At 44.9% G+C, this 20,047-nt stretch carries 17 protein-coding genes, 1 tRNA gene and 2 pseudogenes; 13 read left to right on the top strand and 7 right to left on the bottom strand.

Annotated features, from left to right (window positions below; all coding sequences use genetic code 11):
- Nucleotides 1-155 precede the first annotated feature (155 nt).
- Nucleotides 156-917: a phospholipid-binding lipoprotein MlaA gene (gene mlaA / locus Dpoa569_RS05510; RefSeq protein ID WP_042871844.1), complete on the bottom strand. Its 762-nt coding sequence runs from the start codon at nucleotides 915-917 to the stop codon at nucleotides 156-158.
- A gap of 503 nt (nucleotides 918-1,420) precedes the next feature.
- Between mlaA and Dpoa569_RS05505 the strand changes: the two genes are divergently transcribed.
- From Dpoa569_RS05505 to Dpoa569_RS05470, 8 genes and pseudogenes are all read left to right on the top strand, one after another.
- Nucleotides 1,421-1,495: transfer RNA gene (locus tag Dpoa569_RS05505), tRNA-Arg, on the top strand.
- 150 nt (nucleotides 1,496-1,645) lie between these two features.
- Nucleotides 1,646-1,768, top strand: a pseudogene (locus Dpoa569_RS19410) (integrase arm-type DNA-binding domain-containing protein); the annotation flags it as partial.
- 907 nt (nucleotides 1,769-2,675) lie between these two features.
- Nucleotides 2,676-2,852, top strand: coding sequence for a hypothetical protein (locus tag Dpoa569_RS05495; protein WP_155683831.1), 177 nt, complete (start codon nucleotides 2,676-2,678; stop codon nucleotides 2,850-2,852).
- A 54-nt stretch (nucleotides 2,853-2,906) separates the two neighbouring features.
- A complete protein-coding gene (locus tag Dpoa569_RS05490) occupies nucleotides 2,907-3,188 on the top strand; it encodes a hypothetical protein (RefSeq protein ID WP_042871848.1) in 282 nt (93 codons plus the stop codon).
- Nucleotides 3,189-3,266: 78 nt separating this feature from the next.
- Complete coding sequence (locus Dpoa569_RS05485) at nucleotides 3,267-4,430, top strand: type 2 lanthipeptide synthetase LanM (protein ID WP_071604330.1); 1,164 nt, start codon at nucleotides 3,267-3,269, stop codon at nucleotides 4,428-4,430.
- Nucleotides 4,417-5,262 carry a hypothetical protein gene (locus Dpoa569_RS05480; protein WP_042871852.1) on the top strand — a complete coding sequence of 282 codons (846 nt, stop codon included), beginning with the start codon at nucleotides 4,417-4,419 and terminating at the stop codon, nucleotides 5,260-5,262. The genes Dpoa569_RS05485 and Dpoa569_RS05480 overlap by 14 nt, the downstream gene beginning before the upstream one ends.
- Nucleotides 5,262-7,043 (top strand): ABC transporter ATP-binding protein, encoded by a 1,782-nt coding sequence (locus Dpoa569_RS05475; RefSeq protein ID WP_050569489.1) that lies wholly within the window; start codon nucleotides 5,262-5,264, stop codon nucleotides 7,041-7,043. Before Dpoa569_RS05480 ends, Dpoa569_RS05475 begins: the two co-directional genes overlap by 1 nt.
- A gap of 103 nt (nucleotides 7,044-7,146) precedes the next feature.
- Nucleotides 7,147-7,289: pseudogene (locus Dpoa569_RS05470) on the top strand (IS3 family transposase); the annotation flags it as partial.
- A gap of 69 nt (nucleotides 7,290-7,358) precedes the next feature.
- Here the strand turns inward: Dpoa569_RS05470 and Dpoa569_RS05465 are convergent.
- The 5 genes from Dpoa569_RS05465 to Dpoa569_RS05445 form a co-directional block, all read right to left on the bottom strand.
- Nucleotides 7,359-8,537: a S8 family serine peptidase gene (locus Dpoa569_RS05465; protein WP_050569490.1), complete on the bottom strand. Its 1,179-nt coding sequence runs from the start codon at nucleotides 8,535-8,537 to the stop codon at nucleotides 7,359-7,361.
- Nucleotides 8,537-10,381: an ABC transporter ATP-binding protein gene (locus tag Dpoa569_RS05460; protein ID WP_042871854.1), complete on the bottom strand. Its 1,845-nt coding sequence runs from the start codon at nucleotides 10,379-10,381 to the stop codon at nucleotides 8,537-8,539. The genes Dpoa569_RS05465 and Dpoa569_RS05460 overlap by 1 nt, the downstream gene beginning before the upstream one ends.
- 71 nt (nucleotides 10,382-10,452) lie before the next feature.
- Entirely contained in the window at nucleotides 10,453-10,626 is a 174-nt protein-coding gene (locus Dpoa569_RS05455) for a hypothetical protein (RefSeq protein WP_155683830.1), read from the bottom strand.
- A 38-nt stretch (nucleotides 10,627-10,664) separates the two neighbouring features.
- A complete protein-coding gene (locus Dpoa569_RS05450) occupies nucleotides 10,665-11,987 on the bottom strand; it encodes a radical SAM/SPASM domain-containing protein (RefSeq protein ID WP_042871857.1) in 1,323 nt (440 codons plus the stop codon).
- A gap of 17 nt (nucleotides 11,988-12,004) precedes the next feature.
- The gene (locus Dpoa569_RS05445; protein WP_128569760.1) at nucleotides 12,005-12,805 is read right to left on the bottom strand and encodes a hypothetical protein; all 801 of its coding nucleotides are present in this window, start codon (nucleotides 12,803-12,805) and stop codon (nucleotides 12,005-12,007) included.
- A 657-nt stretch (nucleotides 12,806-13,462) separates the two neighbouring features.
- Here Dpoa569_RS05445 and Dpoa569_RS05440 point away from each other — a divergent pair.
- Nucleotides 13,463-14,272, top strand: a complete 810-nt coding sequence (locus tag Dpoa569_RS05440) for a 5'-nucleotidase, lipoprotein e(P4) family (RefSeq protein ID WP_042871861.1) — start codon at nucleotides 13,463-13,465, stop codon at nucleotides 14,270-14,272.
- A 211-nt stretch (nucleotides 14,273-14,483) separates the two neighbouring features.
- The gene (gene fepB, locus Dpoa569_RS05435) at nucleotides 14,484-15,557 is read left to right on the top strand and encodes a Fe2+-enterobactin ABC transporter substrate-binding protein (protein WP_146411137.1); all 1,074 of its coding nucleotides are present in this window, start codon (nucleotides 14,484-14,486) and stop codon (nucleotides 15,555-15,557) included.
- Between the two features lie 23 nt (nucleotides 15,558-15,580).
- On the opposite strand, the gene entS is transcribed toward fepB, so the two are convergent.
- Nucleotides 15,581-16,861 carry an enterobactin transporter EntS gene (entS, locus tag Dpoa569_RS05430; RefSeq protein ID WP_042871865.1) on the bottom strand — a complete coding sequence of 427 codons (1,281 nt, stop codon included), beginning with the start codon at nucleotides 16,859-16,861 and terminating at the stop codon, nucleotides 15,581-15,583.
- Between the two features lie 200 nt (nucleotides 16,862-17,061).
- On the opposite strand from entS, the gene fepD reads away from it, so the two are divergent.
- From fepD to Dpoa569_RS05415, 3 genes are read left to right on the top strand one after another with little or no spacing between them, the layout of a single operon-like run.
- Complete coding sequence (gene fepD / locus Dpoa569_RS05425; protein ID WP_128569761.1) at nucleotides 17,062-18,138, top strand: Fe(3+)-siderophore ABC transporter permease; 1,077 nt, start codon at nucleotides 17,062-17,064, stop codon at nucleotides 18,136-18,138.
- Between the two features lie 10 nt (nucleotides 18,139-18,148).
- Nucleotides 18,149-19,183 (top strand): iron-enterobactin ABC transporter permease, encoded by a 1,035-nt coding sequence (gene fepG / locus Dpoa569_RS05420; protein WP_042871870.1) that lies wholly within the window; start codon nucleotides 18,149-18,151, stop codon nucleotides 19,181-19,183.
- Between the two features lie 36 nt (nucleotides 19,184-19,219).
- Nucleotides 19,220-20,017 carry an ABC transporter ATP-binding protein gene (locus Dpoa569_RS05415; RefSeq protein WP_146411134.1) on the top strand — a complete coding sequence of 266 codons (798 nt, stop codon included), beginning with the start codon at nucleotides 19,220-19,222 and terminating at the stop codon, nucleotides 20,015-20,017.
- Nucleotides 20,018-20,047 lie beyond the last annotated feature (30 nt).

Genomic DNA, 20,047 nt, shown 5'->3' with positions numbered 1-20,047 from the left:
GTTCACTTCACCCCGTTCGTAACAAAGGCCGCAATTGCGGCCTTTGGTTTTTATCAAAGCGGATTGTGTATTTCAGCTTCACTGATGCATTCGTGGCAACAGGCACCCGAAGGTGCCCTTGCAATACTAAAAACACGTAGTTAACTCAAAACCACTTACTTACCTGAATCAATTTCGTCCAGGCTGCCTTCAATCGCTTTGGCATTCGGGTTAACCACGGGAACAGACTTACCGCCGTTAGCCAGAAAATCATGCCGCTGAAAGTAGGCTTCCCGCACCATCAGATACGGGTCGGACGAATTGTGCAGCAACGCATCGGAATCCAGCAGACGGGCGCGGGTTTCCAAACCTTCCACGACCCATTTACCGGCAGACATCCAGAACGTGAGATAACTTAATGGCGGATACAACGTATCCACTACCCCGCCACCATCTTCACGTAGCGTTGCACTGCCATAACCAGGCAACACCACATAAGGTCCGTAACCCACCTGGTAATATCCCAACGTGCTGCCGAAACGGTGCGGTTCACCTTTCGCCAGTTTGGGATTCGCCATCGCCGCAACATCAATCAGGCCACCCATCCCCAACAACGTATTGAGGAAGAAACGGTTGAGGTGAATCATCGCCTGATAGGGTTTCCCTTCGGCAAAATAATTCACCATGGTGGCAGGCTCGGACAAGTTGACAAAGAAATTAGTCAGTCCATTACGCGCAGGCTGTGGCATATAATCACGCCATACAACCGCTGCCGGGCGCGCTACATAGGGATCCAGCACATTATAGTTAAAACTGAACATGGTACGGTTGAATCCTTCCAGCGGATCCGAACGTTGCTCCGGCGCTGGAGTTTTGGAGCTGGCACAGCCGGCAAGCACCACGCTCGCCAATACCACACCACCCAGACGAAAATTCATAAAGTATCTCCCTGATGAGCTTTCATGAGGTTCGTACGACCTGCCTTCGTACCGCAGCGCGCAAAACCACATGCTATCATTTTAATACACCGGGTTCTGGTTTACCCGTGCCGCCTGCGGCGGTCTGTTGGAAAAATTGCACGCCTTTAATAACGATGCCAGACGTGGCGCGCCTCTCATCAGCGCTTCAGAATCGTCCGGTTCATATCGGATAGCCTTGTGCGAAAAATAATCGCCATCCACACTGCCGGTTGACGCAACGGTCAACATTGAAGAGATGTGGATACTGCATCAAGCACCGGTGTTATTCCAATACCTATTTTGCGATCACAGCCGAATCAGCGACTTGCACCATCAGCCTTCCCCATGTCAGGGCTTTCAGAAAAACGGAAGATATCATGATTAAGGCAGGTATTCAGGTCAAAACTGGTGGCAGATTGAGCAAACGCACCGACAAGTGCTTATAGAAGCAACCAAATCGGGTATAATGCGGCGCCGGTCTGGTCCCCATAGTTAAATGGATATAACAAGCCCCTCCTAAGGGCTAGTTGCAGGTTCGATCCCTGCTGGGGACGCCATCGCCCCGTCTCACACCTTCTCAGTAAGTCTAAAAATCCTTTAAAAATAAATAAAAAGAAGAAAATCCAGTCTTACCCCATCCAACGAAAGCCTATAGAAGCCCGGCAACTATGTGTATATGACAGGTTCGATCTTTTTTCTATACACCTATGCTGCTGACTGACATCAAAATCAAAAAGGCCAAAACCCAGGATAAACCCTATACCCTCAATGACGGCAATGGGCTGTCTTTGCTGATCGACAGCACCGGTACGAAAGGCTGGCGTTTCCGCTAACGGCTTGCCGGTTTCGGCCTGCTTCAGGGCAAACGCAATCTGTTCTTCGGTGAATCGCGACTTTTTCATGCCGGATGACCTCTTTTTTACGGAGAAAATGGGCCGAAAACTCTACTTTACGCGGTACTGAACAAAGGGAAGAGATCAATATCTAAGAGTGGTTTGGCGTATAGACAGTGCCCGGTCATGGTGATCTCACTCTCTCAAGCCCAGGCGGTTAAGTTCCTAATTTTGTAATAAATCCAGTAAGAGGGAATATGGAAGAGTTAGTTCGCATTATTACTTTTCTAAATAAAATATTTTATAGTTAAACTATACACCAATGTTACTTTATGATAGGTAATTAATTTTATTTATCAAAAACAAGAAAAATCTGTAAGAATCCAATCGCGCCCGCAGATTTATAAATAGGATAAAACGCTGAATGCATCCCAAAAAAAATAGAACATTATATTTAATATCTATACCCAAAATAATTCGAGTTGCAGGAAGGCGGCAAGAGAGTGAATCCCGATGAGCTTACTCTAGTAAGTGATTCGGGTGAGCGAACGCAGCCAACACACCTGCAACTTGAAGTATGACGGGTATATAATTATCTCTTTGCTAACAGATCATAATATCAGTTTTGTTTTTTATGCTCAAAATGCAACAAAAGATAAATAAAAATTTCGCCCATGGTTTTCATCTACAATAAATAGCAATGAAATCAAATTATAAAGAAAGAATACATAAATTACAAAAATTCAAATAATCAATAAATTAAAAAATCAAATCCCTATCTAAAAAAATACGTGATAGCCATCACATTTTTGGTTTTTATTTCCCTTATTGTTTTAGTGGTGCGCACACAGATTTATCTCTCGTAGAAATATATTTTCCACCTACTCAAATAATGAGGTAACAAATGGAACGCATTATCGAAGTAGCACCAACCAAGATCTCTGAAATTCGTGGTTACATGGCAAACAGTGGTGTCGACTGTGCCAGTGGAACTTGTGACTGCGGTGGTGGCTTGAGTATTTCTTCAGAAGAAGTACTAACTAAAGAACTTGAAGAAATTTCAGAAGACTTCTTTCTTTAAGTGATAAAAAGGGCGGCCAGTGGCTGCCCTTTACCAAATGTAAGGATAAGAAGTATGCTTTATAAATTTTCAGAACCATATCGTGCTTACCTTTACTTCCCTTATCTCATAAATTTTAAAAAAGAGTTACAAGGACTTCTGGAAAGTTTTGGTATGTCACATCTGGATTATACAGATATAATGCTGACTGTTTCAGAGACGTTAGATCAAATTCATCTTCCTGATTTCGTGGTCAGATTCGATACGTGGCTAAAAAACCAGTCGCCATTAGACACTGACAGATATATTTCTTATTTCAAAAACAATGACAATAGTTGGAAATCAGATATTAGATAAAATAACAAATTCATTGACACATTATCATTAAATATTTGTGCAAGCACTATATCAAACATTAATAATTTTCTGAAAAGGTTGAGCTCGGACCATACTTTACTTATCGATTCTTTTAATTGTCCGCCACTGAATTCTCCTGGGAAATTAGCTACAGCAGCTGGTGATCGGCATAATAACGGAGAGCAGCCCGTGATTTTGACCTTAGGGAAATTCAAAATTGTTTATAAACCAAGAGACTCAGGAATTGAAAACACCCTTAATAATATTTGCGATATCATAAATCTTAGAAAAGTCTGTCCTAAAACCTTAAGTATGGGAACACATTTATGGCAGAGATTTATTGAGAACAGAGAGTTAGCATCGAAAAATGATGCAAAAGATGTCTATCGTAAATATGGTAATATTCTTGCGTTGGTTGATTTTTTAAATATTAATGATTGCCATTTTGACAATTTTATTGTTGATGCCAATAATGTATGGTTAATTGACCCTGAGACCAGTTTCCAATACTTTTTTGATGATGGGGAAAATTTCGAGCGTTCTATATACCAAACCGGCTTACTTCAGAACCCGGACGTTGTCATAAATGGATTAGGTCATACATCTGCACTCACTGCTGTAACCTCATTTTTTCAGTCGTTTACATACCCATATGCCATCAATGATGCCACAGAAAATATTCAAGTTCGATATGAGCGCGGCTTTTCCAGGAGAACACAAAATTACCCACATTATAAAGGACAACCAGTACCCTCCAGAGAGTATATTCCAGATGTTATTGAAGGTTACGCAGATACTTTTATCAAGTTGAAGAAGAATCATTCTGACATCGTTGAATATATTAAAATCCATATAAATATCAAACCCCGTTATCTGGTTAGGACCACAGCGTATTATCTTCTTGTAATAAATAAAATAATAAGCCCGAACATTAGTCTTAATATAGAAGAAAAATTACCTATATTGATAGATGATTTTCTCCGATATCCAGGAGCTCACCCCAAATTTTCGGATTTAATTTCTTATGAAACAGATTGCCTTTTGAAATACGATATACCAATTTTTCATATTGACGTAAATTCACGTAGTCTCTTTGATGGTAATCTCAATGAGTTCCCTGATTTTTTTCCTATTACCCCTATTGAACAAATAGACAAATATTTTTCTCGAAATGAAGAGTATCTTCAAAGACAGCAAGAACTTATATCACGGAGTATGAACATTGTATATGATGCAGCATAAACAGAACATTTATTTTATTGGGCAGAATAGTCATGGTTCGGATGAATCGTGGCCTTTCCGTAACAATTTTATCAATACAGAACTGACCAACAAACCAGTACTTGTTCTTGTTGAATGCCCAACCGTTGATCTGATTGTCTATGCATTACGAAAATTCAGAAAGACTAAACCTGGAGAAATGTCTTTCCTGAAATACTCAACTTACTGGTGGATGCGCTCAATGGAATTTGCAGTATTTCTTCATGCTTTACCAGAGAGTGCGTTTATCGCGGGATTTGACTTACCTTTATCGTTAACAAAGCATAAGGATCATATCAAATACATTCAATCTTTAGCTCTTCCTGAGAAAAAGTTGTTAATTAAATTGCTAAATTTTGACCTTAGTAATGCATTGTGTATAACTGATGCAACGCCAGAGCAACGTGAAACTAGTATGGCTAAAAAAATCGAAATTGCTCTAGCGCTTGGCTTTGAATCAATTGTTGTCATTTGCCATAACTTTCATGCAACTCGTGCTTCATGGCTCGACTATCCTTCATTGTGCCAAATTATTGAAAGCAGGTTCAATGAGAGTGTTGGCATCACATCCTATGGACTTTTTTCGGCAAATATGAACTTCCTTGCCACACCAGACGGACATTCATTAACGTTAAACACTATAGAGCGTGCCTGCGAAGGAATTGATAGTAAAACCTATAAAGTAAAGATGATATCATCTCACTATAGAACAGAAAAATGTGATTCAATGGAGTTAATTCTAAGCGCTCCTTATCATTTTAATGAATTTGTAATTTTCCCATATGGGGAAAGTCTGAATATGGAGCTTTTTTAATGAAAGACATACGAGACAAAATTAATCTAGTGACCTATTCACTTTCTTTACTGTTCAGGAAATCGCCTTGGTTATCCGTTTTATTCATCATTCTTATAGCTCTGCAGGGGTTACTTCCTACTATGAGTGTGATGGCTAGTATAAAATTGGGTAATATTGTCACTAGTTCTGATCATTCTGAACTATTAGTAGTTGCAATATTCTGGGTTTTAACGTTTGTCTTCCCCGGTATACTTGCCCCCATAACAAGCACATTACAAAGTATTCTTAATCAGCATGCAACCTATCTTACACAACGGACGGTAATGGAGGCGGCATGTCGCATTGATGATTTGAAAATTATAGAAAGACCCGATATTCACGATAACCTGGAAGTACTTTCCAGGGAGGCAGCGCATCGCCCGCTTAATCTCCTTGTAAATCTTGTTGATATTTTTCGTGGTTTATTGACACTTTCGTCGCTTTCTCTTGTTCTTGCCTCCGTTGTGTGGTGGCTTCCATTTGCATTCCTTCTCCCTCTTATTCCAGTTACATTTACCGTAGCGCTTTCACAGATTGATATTTTTCGCGCTTTACTCGGCAAAGGGAAATCGGCACGTCTTATAAGGTATTATCTTTCCGTTTTACTTGATGTAAAACTGGCCAAAGAAATTCGGACATTTCGCTCTGCCACATTCTTTTTTACAAAGCATGCACAAGCTTTTGAAGAACTAGAAAATGAACTCAATCAAGTTCGACATAAGCAGCTTCTACGTCCTCAACCATGGAATATTTTATATCTAATTTGTGCATTAGGTGTGATGTACTGGTTTGTTGAGTATATCCAGGCGGGAAGAATTTCTGTCGGGGGTCTGTTGGGCACTATTCAGTCAATTTCATTCTTTGGGCTTTCTTGTCAGTGGATGGTATATTCATTTGCAAATGTTGGGGTTTGTTTTAGCTTCTTTGCAAGGCTAAGGGACCTTGAAAACGTTGTTCAAAAAAGCAATTATTCTTATACAGAAATTGCAGCTCTTGACGAGATCAGATTTGAAAATGTTTCTTTTTCTTATCAAGATGGACATCCTATACTCAGAAACATAAATCTCACTATTAAAGTTGGTGATCATCTTTCTATTGTTGGTGAAAATGGAGCGGGGAAATCGACGCTTGTAAAACTACTATGCCGTTTATATCAACCAACATCGGGCCGCATTACTTGGAATGGAATTGATGTTTCAAGCATCGATATAGCTACATGGCATCGTCGACTCAGTGCCATCTTTCAAGATTTTGGTCACTACAATATGACAGTTAAGGACAATGTCACATTTAAGACAAATATGAATGCATTCGAACATCAGCGCTTTTTAATAGCTTGTCAACAAGCACAATTTCCACTTGAACCCCCACACGATGAAGATTGCTTTATTGGTAAAGAATACGCGGGAACCGAACTTTCCGGTGGCCAATGGCAGCGTCTTGCTCTGGCACGCGCTTTGTTTTCCGACGGTGAATTAATCATACTCGATGAACCTACAAGTGCGATGGATCCAAGAATTGAAACTGAGCTTTTCTCCCGTTTTTCAGAACTTGTTCAGGGAAGAACTTCTGTAATGGTGACTCATCGCCTGAGTGCTGTAAAAAATTCCACGCGTATAGTTGTACTTAAAGAAGGTGAGATTATAGAAAGTGGAACACCCGCAGAACTAGAAGCAAAACGAGGAGAATACTATGCATTGCTGAATTTGCAGAGAAGTCAATATGTATCCGACCCTGATGAAGTACGTACTGCTATATAGCATAACTCAATGAAAAATTTAATAATATCAGTATTTGTTTTATGCTTTTGTAGTCCCTCCCATTAATTGGAAAAAGAAGTTCGGCGGCATGGGCGTGACGGAGCTGCGCGGCGAGGATGTGGTCGCCGTGATGGAGCGTTTGAAACAGTTACACAAGCGCGTGCCGGGACGGCTGCAGACCGACAACGGCAGCGAATTTATTTCCAGGTCGTGGATCCATGGGCCTATGAAAACAAGGTGACGATGGTACTAAAAACCGGGGGACTACACTGCAACTCGAATATTTTGGGTATAGCGAAGGAAAACTTACTTATATTAAAAACACAAGGAATTTATCCTTCCACAACCATAAAATAATTCAAAAATTTCATCATCTTGCTTTTCAAGATCAAAAATAAATTCACGTTTGACTTTATGATTATCATAAAAAACGTCACATTTATATTTTTCGTATTTTCTATCTAAGTCTCTTAACGCATTGAGTTTGAGATTGTAAGCAAGTTGGTTAGCGGTTTGATCCATAGAGACCGACAAATTTAACGCTGCAACACCTGCGGCGATGGCACAGGCTCCACTTGTACCTTTAAAATTATAGGTGAAATTATTCAAGTCAGCGGATAATGTAGTAAGACCTAAATACTTATTTTCACCTTCTGATAAATATAAATCATTCGATGGAGCACACAAGTCAACCCCAGGCCCAAAACAAGAATAAGATGCCTTTTCAAAAAAAGAGTTTATGGCTGAAATCACTAAAACATTATCATGAGCATTAAGATTATTACTGAATGAAGATGAATAACTAATTTTATTATTAGCATCGCATGAGTAAACAATCTTCTGCTCACCAGCATAGTTAATAGGGCAGTTGCTATTACCAGCCGCCCAAAGAAACAGAATACCTTTTCCTCTCCTGCCTCCTTTTGAGGAAAAAGACGAAATCATCTCGACGCTTTCTTTATTTAAAATGAAATCAGGTAATTTTGACCATGTATTGACAAATATATCAATCTTATCTGAAAGAGCCATCACGAATTGCTGAAACCCTAGCTGATTAATGATAAATCCATTATCATAAGGCCATCGGATCGGTAGGATTTTTACTCCAGGGGCAACCCCCACAGGAAGAACACTACTTATAGGTGCCGCAATCAAACCACAAATTGCAGTTCCGTGTTTAAATTTACTTGAAAAAATCTTATTTTTTTTAGACTTATCTTTAGTAAGATTAAGTTTACCATTTTCAATATAGGCGAATCCTTCAATATTATCTGAGTATTCGTTTGAAAAATTGTCAATCATGCACCCATCGTCAGCAACGGCAATGACTATACTACTATCCCCAAAACGTCTGTTGTCATTCCAAAATTTATCAGCATGTACTGAACATAACGAACGTGTCGCAAAGGATGGATGCTTACCATGCAGATGCCATTGGTGATCATGCAGTAAGTTATTCCTCAACGCGTTCATCAAAGCATCAAAGGAGTGCATCAAGATTGCTCCACTTTCATCGTTTCACTCTCCCAATGTTGGGCATAGTCATTACAACTCAATAACAGGTCGTGATGATTTCCTTCCGCCATTACACGACCGTTTTTTATAAATATCACCCTATCCATTTCAAGCAGAATATCATGTTGATGAGAAATGCAGACAACCGTCTTATTTTTAAAGCACTGCCTGATATTAGCCATCATTCTGAATCTTGTGTTAGGGTCCAGTGATGATGTCATTTCATCTAACAATAAAACATTGTGTTCTTTAATTAACCCACGGGCTACATTTAACCTCTGCAATTGCCCACCAGATAAAGTAGCACCTTTATTTCCAACTTTAGTATTCAAAAGGCTATGAAAACGAGTACTTTCATCAAAAAGTTCTTCCAGGCATACTTTTTTAAATATATTCTCTATATCACTCTTGCCTAAATTATTATTTGCAATTTTGATGTTATACTCTAAAGTCTCGTCAAAAAAATTAGCATCCTGTGAAACATAGGAAATATTTTTCCTGAGGCAGGATAAATCAATATCTTTTATTTTATAGGTATTAATTAACACCTCCCCACTTTCTTCATAATCATACAAACCTAGCAACAATTTAAAAATCGTCGATTTACCACACCCTGTAGCGCCAACAACGCCAACTTTTTCGCCTGCTTTTATTTTAAAGCTCAAATTTTTTAAAACCAACTTATCACCATATTTCATCGAAATATTTTTAAATTCGATTGTTTCAATCATATTGAAAGTTATCTTTCCCTCAGACTCCTTATCATTATTAAGCAATGTGCTAACACTATTACTGAACAAAGCATAGGCACGAAATAAAGCCGTAAACTGATCCATCAGAGTAGTAAAAAGCCCTTCCAGTTTGAATATTAACGAATATACTACTGCAACTTCTCCTGAGGAAATGCCATTTGAAACCCAAAGATATAATATTAGTAAGGTTATGCTCCCAATGATGAATGAACTAACCAGGATCATAATTGATTCTGCTGAGGTAATTGCTCTTAGATAGAAAGCTGACTTCATGATAAAAATTTTTAAAGACATCTCTGTTCTGTTAAACTTGTGTTTAACATCAGAACCAGAAAATAACTTTATTGTTAGAATATTATTAAAGTTATCACTCATTGTGCCATTCACATTTACTGCTTCATTTGCAGATTCACGAGCTAATTTTTTTGTTCGCGGCACATAAATTTTAGCGACAAAAAAACTTGCAATCATCCATATTAATATAGGCACGAAAAGGTACAGATTAATTGAAGCCATAACCGAGAAGGAGAAAATAAAAAAAGCTATCGTTATCCATATGTTTTGAAAAAACAAAGAAGCCATTTCATTGACTGCCTGACCGGCCTGCCATATCGAAGAAGTTATTTTTCCTGGGTTATTCTCATCAAAAAAAACCATTTTATTTTTCAACGTTTCATTATATAACTGAAATCTTACCAGCGCACTCAATCTCGAATAAACTGATTGATTAATTGTTAGTAAGTTTACGCTTCTTAATATAGGCCTTAAAACAAATAGAACTGAAACAAATATACAGATAAAGGCATAGTTTTCTTTTAAAGATTCAGCCACGAACGCCCGGCTTATACCTGCTTCACTGATCATATCAACAAGCTTACCTGAAGAATGAATGATAAAAACCTCACATCCTGAACATAATAGTCCAAGCATGAACAGATAAAATGCTAATAGCTTGAATTTACCAGCAAGAGTTATTAATACTTTAAGCACGTTCTTTTGATCAAAAATATTATTTTTAACATTAAAAGGGTCGATACAGCTTTCAAATTTCTTAAAAATAAATGTTAGCATATTTCATCCCAATTTAAGCAACAGCGCCTAAACGCTGTTGCTTATCTTATAATCTTAAACTTACAGTTTTATTAACCGATCCCTGGACCTCCACCACCGATTCCAATTCCACCGCCTCGGCAGCATAGAAACTCAAAATTACCTTCTTCATCCTCAGGGTTAGTTGAAATAAAGGTAATTTCAACATCCTCATCTTCAAAATTCACACTATTTTCGCCATTATGCAATTTCGAATCAAAAATCATATTACTCTCCTTTGATTGGAAAAAACACTACGCACACATCATTCCGCCAGAGATTGCTGAACACCAAACTTAAGCAATTCTCTAGTGATATGACATATCGGACCATGCTCGGCGATACCATTTTTATCGTAACGAGCAGATAAGCATCCTGATGCACAACTCCATCTGGCAAAACATTGAGAACAATCACTAAAAGAAGTATTGTTGATTTGTCTTAAGGCATTTATTTTATTGATATCAAATTTAAAATTGTCATTACTGAACCTTCCAACGTGAAATAGATCATAACCTTCATTTTCACTTCTACTATATCTATGGCAACCAGCTACTTCACCTTTAGGAGTAACAGCAAATTCGACATTACAAAAACGCCCACCTCTACGATCAACATTTCTTATTAGCTTATTAGTTACATTGATACCATTTTCTTTTCCCAGAAAATACGCCTTTTTAAACTGGTCTATAAACTCTTGTTGTTTAGGCTTTGACAGTTCGCTATCTGTAGCTCTCCCAATTTCAGCCATTGGTTCCATTCGAACTTCTTTAGCTGATGTATTAGCTATTATATACTCAACCATTTCGACCAATCGGCCTGTTGATTCACTCGACAGTGTTGTCCTGAAATGATAAGGCACACCGTACTTGGTTAATAAATCACTTGTTCTGAGGACTGCTTTTTGTGAACTTTTCCCGTTAGGAAAAGAGCGATTTAATTGAAGGTCGGGTAAGACATCAAATGATAAGGTTACAAAATCAACGTTATTTTTAAGCCACTTTGCTTTTTCATCATTAATTAAAACGCCGTTAGTTATCAGCCTGATATAAGTATTAACCCCAGCCTCGTCAGCTTTATACTTGATGTAATTATTTATCCATACAATCAATTCCCACTCAGTTGTAGGCTCACCCCCACCAAGATATCGAAATTCTGCGGTGCGACTTGAAATTGACTTTGCATTCTCAATAGCAGTATCAACGGCTTTTTTAGCTATTGCTTTGCTCATTGCTTCACTCTTCTCTCCTGTAGCCCTGGCATAGCAATAGCTACAAGCCAGATTACAAGTTTCTGTCAGAAGCAACGTGGCTTCGAATGGCTTAAACTCCTCAAGATCGTCTATTACAGGTAGCTCTTTTACATGTTCACCGATGACATTCCAGTCAGACAGTTTTTTGATAATAGGATGCCTTTGATCTTCAATACTCAATTCTTGATGATTAGCAAGCTTTTCAAGTACTGGTAATGAGGTTTTACGACTCTTAAATGCTATACCTCGTAGCGGCAGATGAGAATATATGAGCCCATCATCTCCTTCAAAATAATACATAGGTGTATTTAATACTTTATGATCTGACGAACTCATAACTCACCTCATCTGTTCTATAGTATTAACATTTTCACTTTCTCTTTGATATGATCATCTAATTTAATGTCGAGAGTTTCTCCTGCATCAAGAAAACCCGAATGTCTTTTATTAAGTAATCTATGTAAGTGATAATGCGATGGTTTCTTAACAAGGAGTAAATTCATTCTATCGGGAAACTCAACACCACAGTGTCTTGTTTCATTAGCATATGTTTTTGAAACTAATGCTGATCTTTTATATTTCAAACCTAATTTTTTCTTCCAAACCCTAATGTGAGGGTTAATTAGTGTCCTGCCATATATGTTCTTCAATAACTTTGAATTTACAACATACGATGACAGTGAATTTAAGGTATAGCACTCTGTCATAACCGCTTCATAGGCACCGCAATCTTTGCAGATTTTCGCATAAAAAGCTGAATCGTATATATCATCCGCATCATGTTGCATGACCCAATCAACATCTTTTTTATAAATCATCTCCAAAGCATCATTACGCGCTGATACCTGATCATATCCTCCATCACTCAGTGAGATTTCATAACCAGAACCGTAATCGCCACATGCGATAATCAATTTATCTACTGAACTTCCTAAAAAATTCAAAGATAAAAGTTTTCGATCTACGGTTTCTCTGTCCGTTATGAGGATGAGGATATGTGAAACATATTCTGAACATGCTGCAATTGAGAGTGTATGGAGAGCAAGTTGCAGCTCATCACTACTTACCGTACAATAAATCCCTATAGAAGAAGTTGTTCTATGATGATAATCATCAAAATTTCCGTCATTACTATTGAAAATCTGATTGCTCATTACACACCTCAGTGAAAGTCAAAGAAGCTAACTAATGAGTGTGGGTGAAATAACAATCTCAACTTAGCACTGCTTTTACGAACTTTAATCATGAGAAACGTTTCAATTTAGGTTATTTCTGTATACTTTTACCAACCAATTGTTAAATATCAGATAGGGTTAATAGCTGATTAAACACACCAATCCAGAACAAAAATAAAAATAACAATATAAAAATGGAATATTCGACCACAAGCTTTCGTCTATTTTTAAAGTTTAAAATACTTCCGTTCATTATTCAGCAACATTAACTAATACCTGCACACTCATACTGAATTATGGCAATAAAAATTTATATATCCGTCATATTTCAAGTTGCAGGTGCAGAGCTTATATTCTGCAAGCATTTATCACGTTAGATAACTGCAACCGCATGACATGATAGGAAGTTTAGGCTTTATCTTAGTTCAGGAGTCAGCCCCTCTTTGAACGATTAGCTCAGGTAGTTTCAGTAGAGCAAGTCGCTGTTGTTGCAGTTCGCCAGCCACATACTTATGTAAAAAAGTGCGAACAAACAAAACAAGTGTATTTACTCGCCACGCTATTCCTGCTTCGATACTTCACTGCACCACTATCCTCGGCTACCTTGCGCAGCCCATAAAATAACAAGGAAACCCCATGAAAAAGCTGACTTTCAGTGCCAGTGCCTTGATGGTAATGCTGGCGCTAACCGGTTGCAGCACTCCCCGGACTCAGGATGCTCAGACAACGCTCTCCAACCAATCGGTACTGGCGCTGAACTGGTTCCAGCAGTCGGGTGAATATCAGGCATTGTGTTATCAGGCATTCAACACCGCTCGCGTGGCATTTGATGCCGCACCGGTCACTGCCGGTAAGAAAAAAGTTGTCGTCGTTGATCTGGACGAAACCATGCTGGACAACAGCGCCTACAGCGGCTGGCAAGCCAAAGCACATCAACCATTCAGCCAAACCAGTTGGAACCGCTGGTCCCATGCCCGTCAGGCGCTTGCCGTACCCGGTGCGGTGGAGTTTGCTCGTTATGTGAATAGTCATGGCGGGCAAGTGTTTTATGTCTCAAACCGGCTGGAGAGCGAAGCGACGGATACCCGTGAAAACATGCTCAAACTCGGCTTCCCGGATGTGAACAGCCAGACACTGTGGCTGAGCAAAGGGCTCAGCAACAAGCAAGCCCGCTTTGATGAAATCAGCGCGAAAGGCAACCAGATCGTGCTGTATGTCGGTGATAACCTCAATGATTTCGGCACAGCAACGTACCACAAACAGAATGATGAACGTCGTGCCTTCGTCAGTGCGAACCGGGCAAAATTCGGCACACAGTTCATCGTCTTACCTAACCCGCTGTACGGCGACTGGGAAAGCGGCCTTAGCAGTAACTATAATGCTCTGACGCCGGAACAAAAGTTACAGGTACGCGACCAACGGCTCCGCGCCTGGAACGGACAGTAATCATCGTCGTCGGCCAACAAGAACAACGGGGCATCATCTGCCCCGCTGTTTATCCGCAAAAGTCGCGCCAGGATGGGTACTCCCTGCCCAGGTTGACCGATAATCTCACCGCATTAACCGTAATATCATTGATGATTTAACGGACCATGTTGTTTATGAGACGCATTATCGATAACCTTGCAGCACGTTTTCATGCTCGACAGGTAATCGAATGATGGGATCAGGCAGGCACGCAACGGGCGTGCTCTCAGGGAATAAGAAGAACTGTGGTATGCGGTGGGTGTTAGGTTTGCGGTGGATAGCAGGTTCGCTGGCGATGCTGCTGCTCGCTGGCTGCGATAACGTCGCCTCAACGGCGCCCCCCCAGCCTACGTTGGCTTCTTCTTCAACGGGCTGGCCGCGCACGATAGCAACGCCAAAAGGACCGGTCACGCTCACTCGCCCACCACAGCGCATCGTTTCTACCAGCGTGACCATCAGCGGTACCCTGCTGGCGATTAACGCACCGCTGGTCGGCTCCGGCGCTACCAGCCCCAATACCATCGTGGCCGACGAACAGGGATTCTTTCGTCAGTGGAGCGCAGAAGCGAAAGCGCGCGGCGTCAAACCGCTCTACATTACCGAACCCAATGCGGAAGCCATTGCCACCGCCGCGCCGGATATGATCATCATTGCCGCGACCGGCGGCGACTCCGCACTGAAACTGTATGAACAGCTTTCCGTCATCGCGCCGACGCTGGTGGTGGATTACGGTGATAAAAGCTGGCAGCAGCTGGCGGACTATCTGGGTGAAGCTGTTGGTCACGAAACCGAGGCCCGGCAGGTGATTGAACGTTTCGAACAACGAGTGCAGAAGGTGAAGCAGACGATTCAGTTGCCGCCACAACCGGTATCGGCGCTGGTGTATTACGAAGATGGCCGCGGGGTCAATCTGTGGACCCGCTCGTCCGCACAAGGGCAATTGCTCTCAGAGCTGGGCTTCCAGTTGGCGTCGCTGCCGGATAATCTGCCGACCGAAACCCGGATGGGAAAACGGCAGGATATCGTGCAGATTTCCGGCGAAAATATGGCCAGTAGCCTTAACGGCCAGTCATTGCTGCTGTTCGCCAATGACGACGATACCGTTAAGCGAGTCATCGCCAACCCATTCCTCAGTCACCTGGAACCGGTCATGCAACACCGCATCTGGGCGATGGGTCCGGATACCTTCAGGCTCGATTACTACAGTGCCAGCAACATGCTGACCAAAATCGAACAGCGCTTCCGTCAGCCAGCGTCTGGCTGACGGAGCGCCTTCTCCAGCGGCGTTTACCCTTCGTGCACTACGTCGCTGGTCTGCTCTTCTTCCGGCGCGGCTGCCGGTTCGCCAAAACGGCACTGACGCAGCGGACGCACCAGCAACGCCATCACGCTACCCAGCAATGCTGCTGCCGTACCAAAAGCCAGAATACTGGTCGCAGGCGCCAGCAGCTTGCCCATAATGCCCAGAATCAGTGCCCCGACTGAATCACCAGTGACATCCTGCGCCGTTCCCAGACTATTGACTCGTCCCAGCAGATGATCCGGCGTATGGCTCTGGATCAGGGTGAACTGTAATAAGGACGTGATGGCGTTGAAATAGCCATAACAGACCAACGCCAGCAGCGCAGGCAATAAATGGCTGAACAGCCCCAGCGACCCCACAGCCAGAAACGCACCTGTCGCGCACCCCAGCAGGATGTATCCTGGTCGCTGCACGCCCGATACCCAACCGCTGGTAAACGCGCCCAACATCGCGCCCAGCGGCACCGCAGAATACATCAACCCCACCGCCGACGGCCCGGCATGATAAGCATCACCCGCCAGAGCCGGGAACAGAACCCGCATTGCCCCGACTATGCTGACCAGCATACCCAGCAGCACCACGCATCCCACCACCGGATGCGTACAAACGAAACGCACCCCGCCAGCTAGCGCCTGCAAAGGGTGCTCCGGCTCGCTCGACGCGGGCTTCATTGCCGGTAGCCGCACCAGCGGGATCAAGGTCGCCAGCGTTCCGGCAGCAGCAACGGCAAAGTTCCAGCCCACCCCACCCGCGACAATAATCACGCCGCCCAGCGCCGGCGATAAAATGGCTCCCAGCCGCACCGTCAGCATGGTCAGCGCCCCGGCAGCAGGTAAGTTTTCACGCCCGACCAGCAATGGGATGACTGCCATCAGGGCGGTCATCCCAAGTGCGCCGAAAAAGCCGTCCCAGGCAGCCAGCACGTAGAGCGCCAGCAATGACGGCGAGCCGGAAAATGCATTCAGACTCAGCGCCACGAAACCTAGTCCACAGGTGCCACGGGCAAATAAAATCAGTTTGCGACGATCAAAGCGGTCCGCCAGTACCCCGCCCAACATCAGCCCGATAAACATGCCGATGCCATCCAGCGCCACCGCCATCCCGACCTGCAACGTAGAACCGGTCATTGCCTGAATCTGCACCGGCACGCCGACGGTCAACATACCGAGCGCAAACACCGATAACATGCGGGCCACAAAAATGGCGCGAAAATGCGCATTCTGCTTGAGCAAACTGAAATCAAGAAAAAAAGAAGATTTAGCCATGAGGTTGGTTGAATTCCTGTTCTTAATGAAAATGCGGTATGGGTCGCACAGTGCCGCTACCATTCGCGGACTGCCAGAATCCCACATCGGGCAAGGCGCGGCGCAGTAAAATGGCGCTAACCCGGCTTCAGGTCAATGTCTTTGCCGAAACCCGTATGTTACCCTAGTCATGCCACAATATTAATGATAATAATAATCATATGCATTTTTTAATAAAGCCATTCTTATCAATGCGTCCACATCTTCCCGGTCAGGCAAGCATACCTGCCGGCTTGCCGCGCGTGCGGCTATCGTTAACAGGCCGACGTATCGCCGGTGTTATTCCCTGCCTGCTACTGCTTGCCTTGATCTGTCTCGCCAGCCTGATGCTGGGCGCGCACGCTATCGCACCGGAAGTCGTCTGGCATAGTCTGGTCGGCACTCTGCAAGGCCCGGATAGCATCATCGTTTTACAGGCTCGTCTGCCGCGTACTCTGGCGGGCATTCTGGTGGGAATGGCGTTGGGTGCCGCCGGCGCGGTGATGCAGGCGCTGACCCGCAATCCGCTGGCTGACCCCGGTATTCTCGGCGTCAATGCCGGTGCCAGCTTCGCCATCGTGCTCGGCATCAGCGTCTTCGGCATTACCGGCATAGCCTCGTGGCTGGGTTTCGCCTGGCTCGGCGTACTGGCAGCCAGCCTGATGGTGTGGATCATCGGCACACTGAGTGGTGGGCGGGTCAACCCGATACGCCTGACGCTGGCTGGCGTAGCACTGAGTGCGGTGTTGTCGGGCTTTACCTCGTCACTGTCGCTGCTCAACCCGCAGGCGTTTGATCAGTTGCGCTTATGGGAAGCCGGTACGCTGGATATCCGCTCGCTGAGCAACGTTGCCTGGGTGACGCCCACCGTGCTGCTGGGCTGCGCACTGGCTTTTCTTTCCGCCCGTTCGCTGAATACGCTCAGCATGGGGGAAGATCTCGCCACCGCGCTCGGCACCCATGTTGCGTTGATCCGCATGATGGCGATGCTGTCGGTAATGCTGTTGTGTGGTTCCGCCACCGCTTTGGCTGGCCCGATTGGGTTCGTCGGTCTGATGATTCCCCACATCGCACGCGGGTGGGCCGGTCCCGATCAACGCTGGATTCTGATCTATTCGCTGCTGTTCGCACCGATACTGCTGCTCTGCGCCGATATTATTGGTCGTCTGCTGGTGCCGGGTGAACTGCGGGTTTCCATCGTCACCGCCTTTATCGGCGCGCCGGTTCTGATCTGGCTGGTGCGCCAGCGCAAATCTTAGGAAACACGCTATGTCTACCCGAACCCTGTTCCTGCGCGCGCCCGGCGGCTTGATGAGCGGCCAGTTGCCGTTGCGTGCGCTGTGGATCAACCTGTCGCTGCTGCTGGGCAGCGCTGTACTGCTGACGCTGGCGGTCAGCCTCGGCACCCTGCCGCTGTCGGCGCTCACGGTATGGCAGGCGCTGGCCGGCCACGGCGACGCCAGCACCGTTACCGTGGTAACCCAATGGCGCGCCCCACGGGCGGTGGTGGCGTTACTACTCGGTGCCGGGCTTGGCGTCAGCGGTGCGATTTTCCAGTCACTGACCCGCAACCCGCTGGGCAGCCCGGACGTGGTTGGTTTCAATACCGGCGCTTATACCGGCGCGCTGGTCACGATCATTGTGCTGCACGGCAGCTACTACCAGATTGCAGGCGGCGCAGTGCTCGGCGGTCTGGCAACCGCGCTACTGGTCTACCTGCTGGCGTGGCGACGGGGAATCAGCGGCTTTCGGCTGATCATCGTCGGTATCGCGGTCAGTGCGGTACTGTCGGCGTTCAACACCTGGCTAATGATCACCGGCGCGCTGGAAACGGTGATGACCGCCGCGCTGTGGGGCGCAGGCTCGCTGAACGGTATGACCTGGGCCAAAGCAACACCAGCGCTGTTGTTGATTCCACTGACACTGCTGGCAGCGTTGCTGCTGATCCGGCGATTGCAACTGCTGGAAATGGGCGACGACAGCGCCAGAGCGCTGGGCGTTAACGCGGAAACCAGTCGATTGTGGCTGATGCTGTGCGGCATCGTGCTGATTGCGGTAGTGACCGCCAGTGCCGGGCCGATTTCCTTTATCGCACTGGCCGCGCCGCAGATAGCACGCCGTCTGACCCGCGCCAGCACCATGCCGTTATGCGCTGCGGCGCTGGTGGGAGGGCTGCTGTTGCTGGCCGCCGATATTGTCGCCCAGCATCTGTTTACTGGCCGACAGTTACCGGTCGGCTCGGTAACGATCAGTATCGGCGGGTTGTATCTAATCTGGCTGCTGATTCGTGAATCGCGTCGGTAATCAGCACTGTTAATTTGTCTGTAAAGAGTGATTCTGATGACACAGCTTTTACATGCCAAGCAGTTAACGCTGGGCTACGACAACAAAATCATTGCCCGAAATTTGAGCGTGGCGATACCGGCTGGAAAATTCAGCGTCATCATTGGCCCTAACGCCTGTGGTAAATCCACCCTGCTGCGTGCGCTGTGCCGTCTGCTCAAACCCATGGCAGGCGATGTCTTGCTGGACGGCACCAGCATCCACCGTATTCCTACTAAAACATTGGCCCGGCAACTGGGCCTGTTGCCGCAGCACGCTATCGTACCGGACAACATCACCGTGATGGATTTAGTCGCACGTGGGCGCTATCCGCATCAGACGCTGTTGCGTCAGTGGAGCGAAGCGGACCAGACGGCGGTAGAACAGGCGATGGAGGCGACCAACGTCAGCGAACTGGCGGAACGCAGCGTGGACGAGCTTTCCGGCGGTCAGCGCCAGCGGGTGTGGATTGCGATGGTGCTGGCGCAGCAAACACCGCTGTTATTGCTGGACGAACCCACCACCTGGCTGGATATCGCCCATCAGATTGATTTGCTCGATTTGTTCCGCGAACTGAATCAGCAACACGACCGCACGCTGGTGGCGGTGCTGCATGACCTCAATCAAGCCTGCCGCTACGCCGATCACCTGATCGTGATGCGCGCAGGCAGCGTAATGGCTCAGGGTGCCCCCGCCGATATCATCACCGCCGAACTGGTGCAGGAGGTATTTGGCATGGCCTGCGTCATCATCGACGATCCGGTTTCCCACACGCCCCTTATCGTCCCCTGTGGCCGCCATCACCCAGCCCCTTGACGCTGTTGACAAACAGCGCTGTTGTTTTGT

It is taken from the genome of Dickeya poaceiphila, assembly GCF_007858975.2.
Classification (GTDB): Bacteria; Pseudomonadota; Gammaproteobacteria; order Enterobacterales; family Enterobacteriaceae; genus Dickeya; species Dickeya poaceiphila.
This window is presented reverse-complemented; position numbering and strand designations above follow the sequence as displayed.

Bases quoted from the DNA above. Each gene is read 5' to 3' on its own strand.
- mlaA (WP_042871844.1), bottom strand. From the start codon at position 917: ATGAATTTTCGTCTGGGTGGTGTGGTATTGGCGAGCGTGGTGCTTGCC.
- Dpoa569_RS05475 (WP_050569489.1), top strand. From the start codon at position 5,262: ATGAAAGACATACGAGACAAAATTAATCTAGTGACCTATTCACTTTCT.
- Dpoa569_RS05465 (WP_050569490.1), bottom strand. From the start codon at position 8,537: ATGCACTCCTTTGATGCTTTGATGAACGCGTTGAGGAATAACTTACTG.
- Dpoa569_RS05480 (WP_042871852.1), top strand. From the start codon at position 4,417: ATGATGCAGCATAAACAGAACATTTATTTTATTGGGCAGAATAGTCAT.
- Dpoa569_RS05445 (WP_128569760.1), bottom strand. From the start codon at position 12,805: ATGAGCAATCAGATTTTCAATAGTAATGACGGAAATTTTGATGATTAT.
- fepG (WP_042871870.1), top strand. From the start codon at position 18,149: ATGTCTACCCGAACCCTGTTCCTGCGCGCGCCCGGCGGCTTGATGAGC.
- Dpoa569_RS05490 (WP_042871848.1), top strand. From the start codon at position 2,907: ATGCTTTATAAATTTTCAGAACCATATCGTGCTTACCTTTACTTCCCT.
- fepD (WP_128569761.1), top strand. From the start codon at position 17,062: ATGCATTTTTTAATAAAGCCATTCTTATCAATGCGTCCACATCTTCCC.
- Dpoa569_RS05440 (WP_042871861.1), top strand. From the start codon at position 13,463: ATGAAAAAGCTGACTTTCAGTGCCAGTGCCTTGATGGTAATGCTGGCG.
- fepB (WP_146411137.1), top strand. From the start codon at position 14,484: ATGATGGGATCAGGCAGGCACGCAACGGGCGTGCTCTCAGGGAATAAG.
- Dpoa569_RS05455 (WP_155683830.1), bottom strand. From the start codon at position 10,626: ATGATTTTTGATTCGAAATTGCATAATGGCGAAAATAGTGTGAATTTT.
- entS (WP_042871865.1), bottom strand. From the start codon at position 16,861: ATGGCTAAATCTTCTTTTTTTCTTGATTTCAGTTTGCTCAAGCAGAAT.
- Dpoa569_RS05450 (WP_042871857.1), bottom strand. From the start codon at position 11,987: ATGAGTTCGTCAGATCATAAAGTATTAAATACACCTATGTATTATTTT.
- Dpoa569_RS05495 (WP_155683831.1), top strand. From the start codon at position 2,676: ATGGAACGCATTATCGAAGTAGCACCAACCAAGATCTCTGAAATTCGT.
- Dpoa569_RS05415 (WP_146411134.1), top strand. From the start codon at position 19,220: ATGACACAGCTTTTACATGCCAAGCAGTTAACGCTGGGCTACGACAAC.
- Dpoa569_RS05460 (WP_042871854.1), bottom strand. From the start codon at position 10,381: ATGCTAACATTTATTTTTAAGAAATTTGAAAGCTGTATCGACCCTTTT.